This is a genomic window from Pseudomonas sp. EYE_354 (genome assembly GCF_023148575.1).
Lineage (GTDB): Bacteria > Pseudomonadota > Gammaproteobacteria > Pseudomonadales > Pseudomonadaceae > Aquipseudomonas.
Window position 1 is genome coordinate 142,296 of the sequence record NZ_JAHXNQ010000005.1, and the last position, 15,248, is coordinate 157,543.

The 15,248-nt window shown below is 62.1% G+C and carries 14 protein-coding genes; 5 read left to right on the forward strand and 9 right to left on the reverse strand.

Going from position 1 to position 15,248, the window contains the following annotated elements; translation table 11 throughout:
* Positions 1-16: 16 nt before the first annotated feature.
* The 3 genes from KZX66_RS08775 to KZX66_RS08785 are packed head-to-tail and all read right to left on the reverse strand — an operon-like array spanning position 17 to position 2,645.
* A complete protein-coding gene (locus KZX66_RS08775) occupies positions 17-184 on the reverse strand; it encodes a DUF2474 domain-containing protein (RefSeq protein ID WP_248078401.1) in 168 nt (55 codons plus the stop codon).
* A 12-nt stretch (positions 185-196) separates the two neighbouring features.
* Positions 197-1,204 carry a cytochrome d ubiquinol oxidase subunit II gene (gene cydB / locus KZX66_RS08780; RefSeq protein ID WP_248078403.1) on the reverse strand — a complete coding sequence of 336 codons (1,008 nt, stop codon included), beginning with the start codon at positions 1,202-1,204 and terminating at the stop codon, positions 197-199.
* A 1-nt stretch (position 1,205) separates the two neighbouring features.
* Entirely contained in the window at positions 1,206-2,645 is a 1,440-nt protein-coding gene (locus tag KZX66_RS08785; protein ID WP_248078405.1) for a cytochrome ubiquinol oxidase subunit I, read from the reverse strand.
* Positions 2,646-2,967: 322 nt separating this feature from the next.
* On the opposite strand from KZX66_RS08785, the gene KZX66_RS08790 reads away from it, so the two are divergent.
* Positions 2,968-4,206, forward strand: coding sequence for an MFS transporter (locus KZX66_RS08790; protein WP_248078407.1), 1,239 nt, complete (start codon positions 2,968-2,970; stop codon positions 4,204-4,206).
* Between the two features lie 20 nt (positions 4,207-4,226).
* Here KZX66_RS08790 and KZX66_RS08795 read toward each other — a convergent pair whose 3' ends face one another.
* From KZX66_RS08795 to KZX66_RS08810, 4 genes are all read right to left on the reverse strand, one after another.
* Entirely contained in the window at positions 4,227-6,410 is a 2,184-nt protein-coding gene (locus tag KZX66_RS08795) for a xanthine dehydrogenase family protein molybdopterin-binding subunit (RefSeq protein WP_248078409.1), read from the reverse strand.
* Positions 6,407-7,396 carry a xanthine dehydrogenase family protein subunit M gene (locus tag KZX66_RS08800; protein WP_248078411.1) on the reverse strand — a complete coding sequence of 330 codons (990 nt, stop codon included), beginning with the start codon at positions 7,394-7,396 and terminating at the stop codon, positions 6,407-6,409. The genes KZX66_RS08795 and KZX66_RS08800 overlap by 4 nt, the downstream gene beginning before the upstream one ends.
* Positions 7,393-7,899 (reverse strand): (2Fe-2S)-binding protein, encoded by a 507-nt coding sequence (locus KZX66_RS08805; protein WP_248078413.1) that lies wholly within the window; start codon positions 7,897-7,899, stop codon positions 7,393-7,395. The genes KZX66_RS08800 and KZX66_RS08805 overlap by 4 nt, the downstream gene beginning before the upstream one ends.
* A gap of 96 nt (positions 7,900-7,995) precedes the next feature.
* Positions 7,996-8,442, reverse strand: coding sequence for a DUF4879 domain-containing protein (locus KZX66_RS08810; RefSeq protein ID WP_248078415.1), 447 nt, complete (start codon positions 8,440-8,442; stop codon positions 7,996-7,998).
* Between the two features lie 188 nt (positions 8,443-8,630).
* On the opposite strand from KZX66_RS08810, the gene KZX66_RS08815 reads away from it, so the two are divergent.
* The 4 genes from KZX66_RS08815 to KZX66_RS08830 all read left to right on the forward strand — a co-directional run bounded on the left by KZX66_RS08815 (position 8,631) and on the right by KZX66_RS08830 (position 12,526).
* Complete coding sequence (locus KZX66_RS08815) at positions 8,631-9,926, forward strand: NCS2 family permease (RefSeq protein ID WP_248078417.1); 1,296 nt, start codon at positions 8,631-8,633, stop codon at positions 9,924-9,926.
* Complete coding sequence (gene trmA / locus KZX66_RS08820; protein WP_248078419.1) at positions 9,923-11,002, forward strand: tRNA (uridine(54)-C5)-methyltransferase TrmA; 1,080 nt, start codon at positions 9,923-9,925, stop codon at positions 11,000-11,002. The genes KZX66_RS08815 and trmA overlap by 4 nt, the downstream gene beginning before the upstream one ends.
* A gap of 229 nt (positions 11,003-11,231) precedes the next feature.
* Positions 11,232-11,681, forward strand: a complete 450-nt coding sequence (aroQ, locus tag KZX66_RS08825) for a type II 3-dehydroquinate dehydratase (protein ID WP_248078421.1) — start codon at positions 11,232-11,234, stop codon at positions 11,679-11,681.
* Positions 11,678-12,526: a shikimate dehydrogenase gene (locus KZX66_RS08830; RefSeq protein WP_248078423.1), complete on the forward strand. Its 849-nt coding sequence runs from the start codon at positions 11,678-11,680 to the stop codon at positions 12,524-12,526. The genes aroQ and KZX66_RS08830 overlap by 4 nt, the downstream gene beginning before the upstream one ends.
* A 50-nt stretch (positions 12,527-12,576) precedes the next feature.
* On the opposite strand, the gene KZX66_RS08835 is transcribed toward KZX66_RS08830, so the two are convergent.
* Positions 12,577-13,242 carry a TetR/AcrR family transcriptional regulator gene (locus KZX66_RS08835; protein WP_248078425.1) on the reverse strand — a complete coding sequence of 222 codons (666 nt, stop codon included), beginning with the start codon at positions 13,240-13,242 and terminating at the stop codon, positions 12,577-12,579.
* An 80-nt stretch (positions 13,243-13,322) separates the two neighbouring features.
* A complete protein-coding gene (gene quiC, locus KZX66_RS08840) occupies positions 13,323-15,224 on the reverse strand; it encodes a 3-dehydroshikimate dehydratase QuiC (protein ID WP_248078427.1) in 1,902 nt (633 codons plus the stop codon).
* Positions 15,225-15,248: the final 24 nt, after the last annotated feature.

The window sequence follows — 15,248 nt, forward strand, 5'->3', positions numbered from 1 at the left end:
AAGCCCGGTCGGGATGTCAGTGGGTGGTCAGGCCGGCCGCATTCATGAACATGCGCATCAGGCTGGCCACGACAAACAGGGCCAGCACACTGCCGGTCCAGATCATCGCCAGCCACCCCAGACGCCGCCATAACGGCTGTTTCTCGGCCTTTTCGATCTCGTGCAACGTCGGCTTGCCGGACATTCAACGACCCTCCTAGTGATAACCGTCTTCGTGGGTGACCTTGCCGCGGAACACGTAGTAGCTCCAGAAGGTGTAACCCAGGATGAACGGGATGATGAACAAGGTGCCCACCAGCATGAAGCCCTGGCTTTGCGGCGGAGCGGCGGCGTCCCAGATCGACACTGACGGCGGAATGATGTTCGGCCACAGGCTGATGCCCAGACCGCTGTAGCCCAGGAAGATCAACACCAGGGTCAGCAGGAACGGCGTGTAATGCGCATTGCGCGCCACCGCGCGGATCAGCCCGTACATCGTCACCAGTACCAGGACCGGCACCGGCAGGAACCAGAACAGGTTAGGCAGGGTGAACCAGCGCGACGCGATTTCCGGGTGCGACAGCGGTGTCCAGATACTCACGATGCCAATCACCGCCAACACCACGAACGCCAAAGGCCGCGCCAGATTGTGCATTTGCTCCTGCAACTTGCCCTCGGTCTTCATGATCAGCCAGGTGCAGCCGAGCAACGCGTAGGCCACGATCAGCGCCGCGCCGCAGAACATCGTGAACGGGGTGAACCAGTCCAGCGAGCCGCCGGCGAACTGGCGGTCGACCACTGCAAAGCCGTCGATAAACGCCCCCAGCGCCACGCCCTGGAAGAAGGTGGCGGCAATCGAGCCGCCGATAAACGCCTTGTCCCATAGATGACGCTTGTGGTCCTTGGCCTTGAAGCGAAACTCGAAGGCCACGCCGCGAAAGATCAGCCCGATCAGCATCAGGATCAGTGGCAGATACAACGCCGACAACACCACCGAATAGGCCAGCGGGAAGGCGCCGAACAGCGCCGCGCCGCCGAGTACCAACCAGGTTTCGTTACCATCCCAGACGGGCGCGACGGTGTTCATCATCACGTCACGGTCGACTTTGCCCGGAATGAACGGGAAGAGAATGCCGATCCCCAGGTCGAAACCGTCCATGACTACGTACATCATGATGCCGAAGATGATGATCACGGCCCAGATCAGCGGAAGATCAATACCCATCTCAATGCCCCTTGTGCTGAATATGGTCGTGGTCGTCATCGCTGCCGTCATCGGCAGCCGACAACGGACGCGCCGGTGTGCGCTTCTGGCCAGGCCCGCCTTTGGTTGGCTCGGTGCCTTCATGGGTCACAGGCCCTTTGCGCACCAGGCGCATCATGTAACCCAACCCTGCGCCGAACAGCGCGAAGTACACCACCACGAACAGCACAAGCGTGATGGTCATCTGCGCCAGGCTATGCCCGGAGGACGCGTCCGCCGTGCGCATCAGCCCGTAGACCACCCACGGCTGTCGGCCGATCTCGGTGGTGAACCAGCCGGCGAGAATCGCGATCAGCCCCGATGGCCCCATCCACAACGCCAGATACAGGAACGGTTTGGAGGTGTACATCTTGTCGCCCCGGCGCAGCCACAGGCTGAACAGACCGGTGAAGATCATCAGAAAGCCCAGGCCGACCATGACCCGGAATGACCAGAACACGATGGTCGAATTAGGGCGGTCCTCCGACGGGAACTCCTTGAGGGCCGGCACCTGTTTATCCAGCGAGTGGGTCAGGATCAGGCTGCCCAGATAGGGAATTTCGACCGCGTATTTGGTTTCTTCGGCCTTCATGTCCGGCCAGCCGAACAGGATCAGCGGGGTGGGCTCGTCGCCCTTGTTTTCCCAGTGGCCTTCAATCGCCGCGATTTTCGCCGGCTGGTGCTCAAGGGTATTGAGGCCGTGGAAGTCACCGATCACCGCCTGGATAGGCGCCACGATCAAGGCCATCCACATGGCCATCGAGAGCATTTTGCGGATCGCCGGGTTGTCCCTGCCCCGCAGCAAATGCCAGGCCGCCGACGAGCCGACGAAGAACGCAGTGGCAACAAAGGCCGCCGTGGCCATGTGCATCAGGCGGTAGGGGAACGACGGGTTGAAGATGACTGCCAGCCAATCGGTCGGGATCACCCGGCCGTCGATGATTTCAAAACCCTGGGGCGTCTGCATCCAGCTGTTGGACGCGAGGATCCAGAACGTGGAAATCAAGGTGCCGACGGCCACCATCACCGTGGAGAAAAAGTGCAGCTTGCGCCCGACCTTGTTCCAGCCGAACAGCATCACGCCAAGGAAACCGGCCTCGAGGAAGAAGGCCGTGAGCACTTCGTAGGTCAGAAGCGGTCCGGTGACGGCGCCGGCAAAATCCGAGAAGCGACTCCAGTTGGTGCCGAACTGGTAGGCCATGACCAGACCGGACACCACACCCATGCCGAAGTTGACGGCAAAGATCTTCGACCAGAAATGGTAGAGGTCACGGTAGGTGTCGTTGTGGGTCTTGAGCCACAACCCTTCCAGCACCGCAAGGTAACTGGCCAGGCCGATGGTGATCGCCGGGAACAGGATGTGGAACGAGATGGTGAACGCAAATTGAATTCGGGCGAGATCGAGCGCCTCCAAACCGAACATAAGTTTTCCTCTGTCAGGTAATACCGGCTGCTGGCGGGAGCCTGCACCCACTGCTGCCCCCACGGATATGGAGTGTGACGAATTTCAATTCGTTTCTTTTTTTAACCAGCCACACGGGGGAATCGGGCCTTGCGGCCGCCAGATCAAACCCTACGCGGGCGTTGATCTGGATCAAGCATTGATCAAAGAGTAGTCCCAATTTGTGTGTCCAGCCGTGTGGTCTTTTGCCGCGTGACAGCTTGCCTCAGTGGGGTTCTTGCAACTATTTGTTACAGCTTGATGCTAATCTCGCCCTTCCCTCCGGCCTTGACCTGAACTCCCGATGCCTAGTGAACCCGCGTTGCTGTTGCGTCATCACCGTCCTTTCATTGCGTTCTGGCTGGCACGGATCTTCACCGCCAGCGGCTTCCAGATGCTCACCGTGGCCATCGGCTGGAACCTCTACCAACTGACCGGCAATGTGCTGGACCTGGGATTGGTCGGCCTGGTCGAGTTTGTGCCGCGCGTACTGTTCATGCTGCACACCGGGCATGTGGCCGACCGTTACGAACGGCGCAAAGTCGCCGCCATCTGTCAGACCGTGCAGGCGTGCATCGCCCTGTGCCTGGCCATTGGCGGCCTGACCGACAGCGTGACCCGCGAGATGATCTTCATCCTCGCTTTCCTGCTGGGTGCGGCACGCTCCTTTGAAATGCCCACCACCCAGGCACTGCTCCCGAGCATCGTGCCCAGTGCGTTATTTCCGCGGGCCGTGGCGTCATCGCAATCGGCCCAGCAACTGGCCACCATCGTCGCCCCGGCGCTGGGCGGTCTGCTCTATGCGTTCGGCAGCGTCTGGGTGTATGGCCCCACGGTGGTGCTGTACATCATTGCCTGCACGCTGACCCTCAACCTGCCTAACCGCCAGACACCGCTGAACAAAGGCAAGGCCACCCTGGACTCGCTGCTGGCCGGTATCCGCTTTATTCGCAGCCGCCAGGACATTCTCGGGGCGATTTCCCTCGACCTGTTCGCCGTGCTGCTGGGCGGCGCCACCGCGCTGCTGCCGGTGTTCGCCAAAGACATCCTGCTGACCGGCGCCTGGGGCCTTGGCCTGCTGCGTTCGGCGCCGGCAGTGGGAGCGCTGTTGATGTCACTGTGGCTGGCACGCTTCTCGGTCGACCGCCACGTGGGCCGCGTGATGTTCACCGCAGTCGGCGTGTTCGGTGTGGCGACCATTGCCTTCGGCCTGTCGACTTCGTTCTGGTTTTCCCTGGCGGTGCTGGTGGTGCTGGGCGCGGCGGACATGATCAGCATGGTCATCCGCGCCTCCTTCGTGCAGTTGGAGACGCCGGATGAAATGCGCGGGCGGGTCAGTGCGGTCAACGGCCTGTTTATCGGCGCGTCCAACCAATTGGGCGAGTTCGAGTCCGGCATTACCGCCCACTGGTTCGGCACCGTGCCCGCCGTGGTCATGGGCGGCATCGGTACGCTGCTGGTGACCGGGGTGTGGATCAAACTGTTCCCCACCCTGGCCAGCCGGGACCGTATGCACGTGCCCATGGAAGAGCCCAAGGCCTGAGCCTATCAAAGCGCCTCGCGCTAGATCACCTTGTCCAAGGTGATGGGAAACTCCCGCACACGCTTGCCGGTGGCGTGGTAAATCGCATTGGCCACCGCTGCAGCGACCCCGACAATGCCGATTTCGCCGACGCCCTTGGAACCGAGTGCGTTGACGATTTCGTCATGTTCTTCGACAAACACCACGTCAATGTCGCCGATATCGGCATTCACCGGCAGGTGGTACTCGGCCAGGCTGTGGTTCATGTAGCGGCCCAACCGATGATCGATCTGCGTCTCTTCATGCAGGGCCATGCCGATGCCCCACACCACCCCGCCGAGAATCTGGCTGCGCGCCATCTTGGGATTGACCACCCGCCCGGCGGCAATCGCACTGACCACCCGGCTGACCTTGATGGTGCCCAGGTCTTCATCGACCCGCACTTCCACAAAAACCGCGGAATGGGTGGCGGTGGCATAGCCCTCGCGCTTTTTGTCGGGCTCGCTGTCGACCTGCACCTGCAAGGCCTCCTCGCCACTGTCCTTGACCAGTTGCGCCAATGACACACTCACATCACCGGTGTGCAACTGGCCGTCTTCAAAGCGTACCGACTCGGCGTCCTTGAACACCGGGTATGTCTGGCGCGCAACGGTCAGCAGTTTGGCCGCCAGTGCTTCGCAAGCTTGCTGCACGGCGGTGCCCACCGAAGACACGGTGAACGAGCCGCCCTGCAGCGGCGCGGTGGGCAACGATGAGTCGCCGAGCAGGAAGCTCACGTCTTCCACCGCCACGCCGCTGGCCTGGGCCGCGATCTGGGTCATTACCGTATAGGTGCCGGTGCCGATGTCCGTGGTTGCACTGCTGACGGTGAGCTTGCCCTCGGCATCGATCCGCGCCTTGGCGCTGGCCTTCATCTGCATCGCCTCCCACACGCCGCCGGCCATGCCCCAGCCGATCAACTGGCGGCCATCGCGCATGCTGCGCGGTTCCGGGTTACGCTGCTTCCAGCCAAAACGCTCGGCGCCTTCGCTGTAGCACTCACGCAAGGCTTTGCTCGACCAGGGTTTGTCTTCGTTCCCATTGCGTTCGGCATAGTTGATCAGCCGCAGTTGCACCGGGTCGATGGCCAGGGCGCAGGCCAGTTCGTCCATGGCACATTCCAGGCCGATCACACCGAGCGCTGCACCGGGCGCGCGCATGTCCAACGGGGTGAACACATCCAGCGGCACCAGTTTGTAGGTCAACTGCACGTTATCGCAGTGGTAGAGCATGCCGCTCCACTCCACCACGTGCTCGCTGAAGTCCTCGAAACGCGACGTCTGGCCAATCGCCGTATGCCCCAGTGCCAGCAGGCGTCCGTTGGCAGCGGCGCCCATTTGCAGACGCTGCAGGGTGCGCGGGCGGTAGCCGAACGTGAACATCTGCTGGCGCGTCAGGGTCACCCGCACCGAACGCTGGAGCGCCAGCGCCGCCATCACCGCCAACGGCAGTTGATACTGCGGGCGCAGCCCCGAACCAAAAGCACCGCCGACAAAAGCGGCAAAAATGCGCACCTGGCTTTTATCCAGGCCGAACACTTTTTGCACGTAGGCCTGACAGTTTTGCGGGCCCTGGGTCTTGTCATGGATATGCAACGTGCCGTCCGGCTGATACAGCACGGTGCTGGCATGGGGCTCCATGGGGTTGTGGTGTTCGATGGGGGTGCTGTAGTGCACATCAAGGCTGATGGCGGCGCCGGCCCATTCGGCCTGGAAGTTGCCGCGCGGTGCCGGCGGCGTCTGCGGGGACGGGTAGGCCCGTTCCTGCTGGGCGAGCAAGTCGGTCTCGAAGTCTTCGCGTGCGTATTCGATCTCGATCAACGAGCCTGCGTGCCGCGCCAGTTCCAGGTTGTCGGCGACCACCAGTGCCAGCGGCTGGCCGCTGTAGAGCACACGGTCGTTGTAGAGCGGGCGGAACGGCGAGCCATCGGCGGCATCGGCGTCGGCAAAGGCGTCATCGTAGCTGGCGATTTTCGGCCGGTTGAGGTGATGGATGACGTCCACCACCCCTGGCAGCGCCAGGGCCTTGGAGGCGTCGATGCTGAGCACGCGGCCTTTGGCAATGGTGCTGGACACCACACTGCCGTGCAGCAGGCCAGCCTCGGGGAATTCACCGGCATAGCGCGCTTGCCCGGTGACCTTGAGCAGACCGTCGACACGGTCCAGGGGTTTGCCGATAGCAGTCATGGCTGTTCTCCTGCGACAGCGGCGTCGCTCAAGGCGCGCACAATTGCACGGCGCGCCAGTTTGATCTTGAAGCCGTTGTGTTGCAGCGGCTCGGCGTCTTGAAGCACGGCGTCGGCGGCGTTGCTGAAGGTTTCGCGACTGACGGACTGGCCGATCAAGGACGCTTCTACCGCACGGTCGCGCCAAGGCTTGTGGGCCACGCCGCCCAGGGCCAGTCGCGCATCAATGATCACATCACCGTCCAGCTCAAGCGCGGCAGCGACGGAGACCAAGGCAAAGGCATAGGACGCACGATCACGCACCTTCAAGTAATGACTGTGACGCGCCAGTTGATCGGCGGGCAGCTCAATCGCGGTGATCAGCTCATCGTCGGCCAGTTGGTTGTCACGTTGCGGTGCATCACCGGGCAAGCGATGGAAGTCGGCAAACTCGATCACCCGCGCGCCGCCGCGCCCTTCGACATGCACCCGCGCGTCGAGTGCCGCCAGCGCCACGCACATGTCCGACGGATGAGTCGCCACGCACTGCTCGCTGGCACCAAGAATTGCGTGGATACGGTTCAGGCCGTTGCGCGCCGGGCAACCGCTGCCGGGCTCGCGCTTATTGCACGGCACGGTGGCGTCATAGAAGTAATAGCAGCGGGTGCGCTGCAGCAGGTTTCCGCCGGTACTGGCCATGTTGCGCAGTTGCGGCGAGGCACCGGCAAGAATGGCCTGGGACAGCAATGGGTAACGCTGTTCGATAAGCGGGTGCCAGGCCAGGTCGGCGTTGCTGACCAATGCGCCGATCAGCAGCCCGCCACTGGCGGTCTGTTTAATGTCATGCAACGGCAGGCCGGTGATGTCGATCAGGTGCTCGGGGCGGCTGATGTTTTCTTTCATCAGGTCCAGCAGGTTGGTGCCGCCCGCGATAAAACGTGAGACCGCGCTGCTCAGGTGCACGGCTTCATGGACGTCTTTCGGCTTGCTGTAGTGGAAGGGGTTCATCGCTCACCTCCCAGCACATCCTCAATGGCGTCGCGAATGTTGGTGTAGGCACCGCAGCGGCATAGGTTGCCGCTCATCAGTTCCTTGACCTGTGCGCTGTCGTGGGCACGCCCCTCATTGGCCAGGCCAACGGCGGAGCAGATCTGGCCAGGCGTGCAGTAACCGCACTGGAAGGCGTCGTGTTTGATAAAGGCTTGCTGCATGGGGTGCAACTGATCGCCGCTGGCCAGGCCTTCGATGGTGGTCAATGTGGCGCCATCGCACATTACCGCCAGGGTCAGGCAGGCATTGATGCGTTTGCCGTCGCGCAACACAGTGCAGGCACCACATTGGCCGTGGTCGCAGCCTTTTTTGCTGCCAATCAGGTCGAGTTGTTCACGCAGCAGGTCCAGCAGGGTGGTCCAGGGCAAGACGTCCAGCTCGCGGGACTGGCCGTTCAGGGTCAAGCGTATTGTGCGGGCGACGAACGGTTGGGCCGCCGCGCCATTGGGGGTCGCGCTCATAAACACCTCACGGGTCTGTGTACATCCGCGGCGTTCAGGAAAATCGCCGTCTCAGGGGTACGACTTTGCGAGGTTTTGAGCGTTCAAGATGATTGATCAGTGGATATTGAGCAGGGTCTTGAGGGTATTTCGCGGAGGGTTGATCGACGAGTTGCTGTATTCGAACCAGCCCTGGGCTTTGACGTCCAGGTCAAACACATAGATGTAGCCCATCAAGGTGCCCGTGCCAGTGCAGGCCTGGCTGACGTTGCCGACCTGGCACACCGGGGTACGCGTCCCGCTCAACTCGGCGCCATTGAAGCGGCCGACGGGATTGTTGCCCAGGCCGACTTCCATCACTGAGACCTTGGTGGGCCCACGGTGGGTGCACATCTGGGTGCCTTGCGCACGCTCCGGGATGGTTTCGGAGCATCCCGCCGACTCGACCTTGAACACCCGCACCTCGCTCAAGGCCGGTGCAGTCGCGCCCCACGCCGGTGCCGCGCCCAGCCACAGGCCGAGACAAGGGATCAGCGCTAGACTCCACGCGTTGGCTTTTTTCATGCTGTCGATGACCCGTTATTGAACGTCGGCGCAGTATGCCTCAAGGCCATGCGCCACACAGCCTCGGCTGCTGGTATGATGCGCCGCTTTTTCCGATCCTCTCTGGAACCACAGGCGCTTGGCGCAATTTGTGCTTTGACTTAGAGGTCAACAAATCACGACGCAAAATAGCGTCACAGGGAGCAGGCATGCTGGAAAAGCTGTTTCAACTCAAAGCACACAACACCAACGTGCGCACCGAGATCCTCGCGGGCATCACGACATTCCTGGCCATGGCCTACATTCTGTTCGTGAACCCGAGCATCCTCGGCGAGACCGGCATGGACAAGGGCGCGGTGTTCGTCGCCACGTGCCTGGCGGCGGCCATCGGTTCCACCGTGATGGGCCTGATCGCCAACTACCCGATCGCGCTTGCGCCTGGCATGGGCCTCAACGCCTTCTTTACCTACACCGTCGTGCTGCACATGGGCCACACCTGGCAAGTGGCGCTGGGCGCGGTGTTCATTTCGGCGGTGCTGTTTTTCCTGCTGTCGATCTTCCGCATTCGTGAGTGGATCATCAACGCCATCCCCCTGCCGCTGCGCTCGGCGATTGCCGCCGGCATCGGCCTGTTCCTGGCGCTGATCGCCCTGCATAACGCCGGTATCGTGGTGAGCAACCCGGCCACCATGGTCGGCCTGGGCGACCTGAAACAACCGGCGCCGATCCTGGCCACCCTGGGTTTCGTGCTGATCGTCGCGCTGGAAGCCCTGGCCGTACGCGGCGCGGTACTGATCGGCATCCTGGCGGTGACCGTCGCCTCCATCGTCCTGGGCTTCACGCCATTCCTCGGCGTGACCTCGGTACCGCCGTCCCTGGCGCCGACCTTCCTGCAGTTGGATATCAAGGGCGCGCTGGACATCGGCCTGGTCAGCGTGATCTTCGCCTTCCTGTTCGTGGACCTGTTCGACAACTCCGGCACCCTGATCGGCGTCGCCAAGCGCGCCGGTCTGATGGGCAAAGATGGCCATATGCCGAAAATGGGCCGTGCACTGATCGCCGACAGTACCGCTGCCATGGCCGGTTCCCTGCTGGGCACCTCGACCACTACCAGCTACATCGAATCGGCCGCAGGCGTGAGCGCCGGTGGCCGTACCGGCTTGACCGCTATCGTGGTCGCGATCCTGTTTTTGCTGGCGTTGTTCTTCTCGCCACTGGCCGCCAGCGTGCCGGCCTATGCCACCGCGCCAGCCTTGCTGTTTGTGGCGGTGCTGATGAGCCAAGGCCTGGCCGAAATCGATTGGGACGACATTACGGTGGCAGCGCCGGTGGTGATCACCGCCCTGGCGATGCCCTTCACTTACTCCATCGCCAACGGCATCGCCTTCGGTTTCATCGCCTGGACCGCCATCAAGCTGCTTTCGGGCCGCTACCGTGAGCTGAACCCGGCGCTGGTGATTCTGTCGATTCTGTTTGTGATCAAGCTGGGCTGGTTCAACGCATGACTTTTGACGCCGCAAGCTACACCGTTCAACTGCAAGACAAGGTCACGCGCTTGCGTGACCTGTTGGCACCGTTCGACGCGCCCGAGCCCCAAGTATTCGACTCGCCTCTGCAGAACTTCCGCCTGCGGGCGGAGTTTCGCCTGTGGCGCGAAGGCGGTGATCGTCACTACGCAATGTTCTCCCAGGATGACAAGCGCACGCCGATCCTGATCGACGCGTTCCCCATTGCCAGCCAGCGCATCAACCAGTTGATGCCGCAACTCAAAGCCGCCTGGCAAGCCAGCGCAGCGCTGAGCCACAAGCTGTTCCAGGTGGAGTTCCTGACCACCCTGGCCGGCGACGCAATGATCACCCTGTGTTATCACCGCCCGCTGGACGAGCACTGGCACACCGCCGCCAACAAGCTGGCCGCGGACCTGAACGTGAGCGTCATCGGGCGCTCCAAAGGCAAACGTGATGTGATCGGCCACGACTACGTGGTGGAAAAGCTCGACGTGGGCGGCCGCACCTTCAGCTACCGCCAGCCCGAAGGCGCCTTCACGCAGCCCAATGGCACCGTGAACCAGAAGATGCTCAATTGGGCCTACGAAGCGCTGGGCGATCGCCCGGACGATCTGCTGGAGCTGTACTGCGGCAACGGTAACTTCACCCTGCCGTTGGCGACCCGCGTACGCAAGGTACTGGCCACCGAGATCAGCAAGACATCGGTGAACGCCGCCCTGAGCAACCTCGCTGAAAACGCGGTGGATAACGTCACCCTGGTGCGCCTCTCCGCCGAGGAACTCACCGAAGCCCTCAACGAAGTGCGCCCGTTCCGTCGCCTGCACAGCATCGACCTGAAAAGCTACGAATTCGGCAGCGTATTCGTCGACCCGCCCCGCGCCGGCATGGACCCGGACACCTGCGAGCTGACCCGGCGCTTCGACAACATCCTGTACATCTCCTGCAACCCGGAAACGTTGGCGGCGAACATCGCGCAACTGCACGACACCCATCGGATCACCCGGTGTGCAATGTTTGACCAGTTTCCATGGACGCACCATATGGAATCCGGAGTGTTGCTGAGCCGCCGATAATTCCAGGCCCCCTCGCTGCGCAAAGGTGGGGGGCTTGCCCCCGATGGCGGCGGGTCAGTCAAGGGGTTACTGATGGACACCCCGCGATTGATCTCTGATGTGATTCGCCCGCAGCAGGCGCTTGATTAACAGTTCGATAATCGAACACATCCGCCACCTTCAATTGACCAAATTAACTAACCAGTACATTTTATCTCCACAACGAACAAGAACTGTGGAGAGACCTCTTATGCCGCCCATCGTGCTGGTGCTCAACGGCCCCAACCTTAACCTGCTCGGCACCCGCGAGCCTGCCACCTATGGCCATGAAACTCTGGCTGACGTCGCCGCGCTGTGCGGGCGCAGTGCCGAAAAGTTGGGGTTGAAAATCGAATTTCGCCAGACCAACCACGAAGGCGAGTTGCTGGACTGGATCCAGGGCGCCCGCCAACGTTGCGCCGGGATCGTGATCAACCCGGCGGCCTGGACCCACACCTCGGTGGCGATTCGCGACGCGCTGGTGGCCAGCGAGGTGCCGGTGATCGAAGTGCATCTCTCCAACGTGCATGCCCGTGAAGCGTTTCGTCATCACTCGTTTGTATCGCCCATCGCCAAGGCGGTGCTCGCCGGGTTCGGCAGCCACGGCTACCATCTGGCCCTGGAACATTTCAGCCAGTTGCTCAAGGGATCGGCTCAATGAAACCGCGTATTCTCGCCGGCCTGATCGGCGCCGGTATCCAGGCCTCCCGTACCCCTGCCCTGCATGAACAGGAAGGCGATGCCCAGGGTTTGCGTTACCTGTATCGCTTGATCGACCTTGAGCCCCTGCACCTGGACATCAACGCCCTGCCCGATCTGCTGCGCGCCGCCGAGCAGATGAACTTCACCGGGCTGAACATTACCTACCCGTGCAAACAGGCAATCCTGCCGTTGCTTGATGAACTGTCCGACGAGGCCCGTGGTATCGGCGCGGTGAACACGGTGGTGTTCAAGGACGGCAAACGCATCGGCCACAACACCGATTGCCTGGGGTTCGCCGAAGGTTTCCGACGTAACTTGCAGGATGTGCCGCGCCAGCGCGTGGTGCAGATGGGGGCCGGCGGTGCGGGGGCGGCGGTGGCCCATGCGCTGCTGGCCGAGGGCGTGGAGCACTTGAGTATTTTCGACGTCGACGTCACCCGCGCCAAAGACCTTGTGGATAACCTGGCCCAGCGTTTCGGCAGCGGTCGGGCGCAAGTGGGCCAGAACCTCGAGAACGCCATGGCCGAGGCCGATGGTCTGGTCAATACCACGCCGATGGGCATGGCCAAGCTGCCTGGTATGCCAGTGCCTGCCGGCCTGCTGCGCGCGCAATTGTGGGTCGCGGAGATCGTGTATTTCCCGCTGGAAACCGAGCTGCTGCGCAACGCCCGCGCCCTGGGGTGCCGCACCTTGGATGGCGGCAATATGGCGGTGTTTCAGGCGGTGAAGGCGTTTGAGTTATTCAGCGGCGAAGTGGCCGATGCGCACAGGATGTTGGCGCATTTCCAAAGCATGAATACCTGACCGACAAAACGGGGGGCGCTTGCCCCTCCCGCATGGGGTCCACGCCTGCCTCAGGCCTGCAAGTACCGCAGCACCGACTCGCAGATCATCTCGCGATGCCGCTGTTTAACCGCCTCGTCCGACAGCTCGATCTGAAAGATCTCACTGAACGTATGGCGGTTTGACACGCGGTAAAAGCTGAATGAGTTGATCAACAGGTGCACGTCCAACGGTTCCAGGCCTTCACGGAACAGCCCCATCTCGGCACCCCGGCGCAACGTCACACCCAGCCCTTCAAGGATTTTGCTGTTCATCGCCTTGATGGTGTCGGTGCGTTTGACGTACTCGCCGTTGTGGATATTTTCGATGCTGACGATGCGCACGAAATCCACGTTCTGATCGTGGTGATCAAAGGTGAACTCCACCAGCCGCCGAATCGCTTCACGCGGCTCCAGCGCCGTGAGGTTCATGCGCGTTTCGGTGTTGCGGATATCGCCGTAGAGCTTTTCCAGCACCTCGACGTACAACTGCTCCTTGCTGCCGAAGTAGTAATAGATCATGCGTTTGGAGGTGTGGATGCGTTCGGCAATCGCGTCCACGCGGGCGCCGGCAAGGCCCTGCTGGACAAATTCCACGATGGCTTCCTGGAGGATGTTTTCGCGGGTCTTTTCCGGGTTGTTCTTGCGACTCTTGCGCGGCGCGTCTGGCACCGCGGGGAGTTCGGGACTTGAGGTCATGGTGCGTTCACGGCCATTTTTATTGTGCAGGCCGCGATTATGGGCTGCGGCGCTCGCCGAAGGAAGCACCCGCCCTGCCGTTATAAACGTGCCTGGCGCACCGCTCCGCTGCGGGACTTGGCCATGGCCGCCAACCGCACCGCCACGTTGGCCGCACCGTAGCCGGCGTAACCGTTCCTGCGCTGGATGATCTCGAAGAAAAACCGCCCTTCGAAGGGCTCGGTGTACACGTGAAACAACTCACCGCCCTGGGCATCACGGTCGTACAACACGTTGTAGTACGCCAGCTCGCTGAGGAACTCATCGTCAAAGTCGAAACGTGCCGCCAGGTCATCGTAGTAGTTGAGCGGGATATCCAGCAGCGGCACACCGGCCTCTTTGGCGCGGCGCACTTCGGCGAAAATATCCGCACAGTCGAAGGCAATGTGGTGCACGCCCGAGCCGCGATAGCTCGACAGCGCGTGGGAAATCGCGGTGTTGCGGTTCTCGGAGATGTTCAGCGGCAGGCGAATCGAACTGCAGCGGCTGCGCAGTGCGCGGCTCTTCACCAGACCGTAAGGGTCGGGCAGCACCACTTCGTCATCGGCTTCGAAATCCAGCAGGCTCTTGTAGAACAGCACCCAACTGTCGAGGCTGTCGGCCGGCAGCGCCATGGCCATATGGTCGATGCGCAGCAGGCCGCCACTGGTGGCCGTTGCCGCCTGCAGGTTGAAGTCGGTGTCGTACAGGCCACCCTCGCTTTGATCCACCAGGTAAATCAGGCTGCCATCCGGCGCGCGCACCGCCGCCAGTTCCAGTTCGTTGGGCCCGACCAGGCCGCGATACGGCTGGCCCTTGTAGGCCACCGCCCGCTCCAGGGCCTTGGCGCTGTCCTTGACCCGAATCGCGGTGGCGCACAACGACGGCCCATGGGCTTCGAAAAAGTTGTGGGCGAAGGAATAGGGTTCACAGTTGAGGATCAGGTTGATATCCCCCTGGCGCAGCAGACTCACACTCTTGGAACGGTGCTGCCCGGCCTTGACGAAGCCCAGGCGCTCCAGCCAGTTGGTCAGCTTGGCGCCGAGGTTTTCATCCACCGCAAACTCAAGGAACTCGATGCCGTCGTATTCGCTGGCGGCCGGGGTCTGGAAGAGGATATCCACCGGGGCGGCAGGCGCCTCCTCGGCCAGGCGCTGGCGGGTCTTTTCCTCCAGATACAACAGCGAGCGCAGGCCATCGGCGGCATTCGCGCGGGTCGGCGCGGCGCGGAAACCGTCGTTGAAAATCTCCAGAGACAGCGGCCCGGTGTAACCGCTCTTGATGATCGGCGCGAGAAAGCCCGCCAAGTCGAATTCGCCCTGGCCGGGGAAGCAACGGAAATGCCGGCTCCACTCCAGGACGTCCATGGCCAGGATCGGCGCGTCGGCCATTTGCACAAAGAAGATCTTGTCGCCGGGGATCTGCGCGATGGCGCTCGGGTCGCCCTTGAGCGACAGGGTGTGGAAACTGTCGAGCAACACACCGAGGCTCGGGTGGTCGACCTGGCGTACCAGGTTCCACACCTGTTCCCAGGTGTTCACGTGCCGGCCCCAGGCCAGTGCTTCATAACCAATGCGCAAGCCGCGACGGCCGGCGTGTTCGGCGAGCAGGCTGAGGTCATCGAGCAAAATACGTTCATCGCCCAGCGAGTCCGCCGCGGCGTTGCTGCATACCAGCACCAGGTCGGTGCCCAGCTCCTGCATCAGGTCAAACTTGCGTTCGGCGCGCTCCAGGTTGCGCGTCAGGCGGTCGCGGCGGCAGCCTTCAAAGTCGCGGAATGGCTGGAACAAGGTGATGGCAATGCCGAGGTCGGCGCACATCTGCCTGACTTCCCGGGGGCTGCCGTCGTAATACAACAAGTCGTTCTCGAAGATCTCAACCCCATCGAACCCGGCGGCGGCAATGGCTTCGAGCTTTTCCGGCAGGGTGCCGCTCAAGGACACGGTGGCGATGGAACGTTGCATGGGTGACTCCCGGCAATTGTTGTT

Coding starts and splice junctions, on each gene's coding strand:
- KZX66_RS08775 (WP_248078401.1), bottom strand. CDS start 184: ATGTCCGGCAAGCCGACGTTGCACGAGATCGAAAAGGCCGAGAAACAG.
- cydB (WP_248078403.1), bottom strand. CDS start 1,204: ATGGGTATTGATCTTCCGCTGATCTGGGCCGTGATCATCATCTTCGGC.
- KZX66_RS08785 (WP_248078405.1), bottom strand. CDS start 2,645: ATGTTCGGTTTGGAGGCGCTCGATCTCGCCCGAATTCAATTTGCGTTC.
- KZX66_RS08790 (WP_248078407.1), top strand. CDS start 2,968: ATGCCTAGTGAACCCGCGTTGCTGTTGCGTCATCACCGTCCTTTCATT.
- KZX66_RS08795 (WP_248078409.1), bottom strand. CDS start 6,410: ATGACTGCTATCGGCAAACCCCTGGACCGTGTCGACGGTCTGCTCAAG.
- KZX66_RS08800 (WP_248078411.1), bottom strand. CDS start 7,396: ATGAACCCCTTCCACTACAGCAAGCCGAAAGACGTCCATGAAGCCGTG.
- KZX66_RS08805 (WP_248078413.1), bottom strand. CDS start 7,899: ATGAGCGCGACCCCCAATGGCGCGGCGGCCCAACCGTTCGTCGCCCGC.
- KZX66_RS08810 (WP_248078415.1), bottom strand. CDS start 8,442: ATGAAAAAAGCCAACGCGTGGAGTCTAGCGCTGATCCCTTGTCTCGGC.
- KZX66_RS08815 (WP_248078417.1), top strand. CDS start 8,631: ATGCTGGAAAAGCTGTTTCAACTCAAAGCACACAACACCAACGTGCGC.
- trmA (WP_248078419.1), top strand. CDS start 9,923: ATGACTTTTGACGCCGCAAGCTACACCGTTCAACTGCAAGACAAGGTC.
- aroQ (WP_248078421.1), top strand. CDS start 11,232: ATGCCGCCCATCGTGCTGGTGCTCAACGGCCCCAACCTTAACCTGCTC.
- KZX66_RS08830 (WP_248078423.1), top strand. CDS start 11,678: ATGAAACCGCGTATTCTCGCCGGCCTGATCGGCGCCGGTATCCAGGCC.
- KZX66_RS08835 (WP_248078425.1), bottom strand. CDS start 13,242: ATGACCTCAAGTCCCGAACTCCCCGCGGTGCCAGACGCGCCGCGCAAG.
- quiC (WP_248078427.1), bottom strand. CDS start 15,224: ATGCAACGTTCCATCGCCACCGTGTCCTTGAGCGGCACCCTGCCGGAA.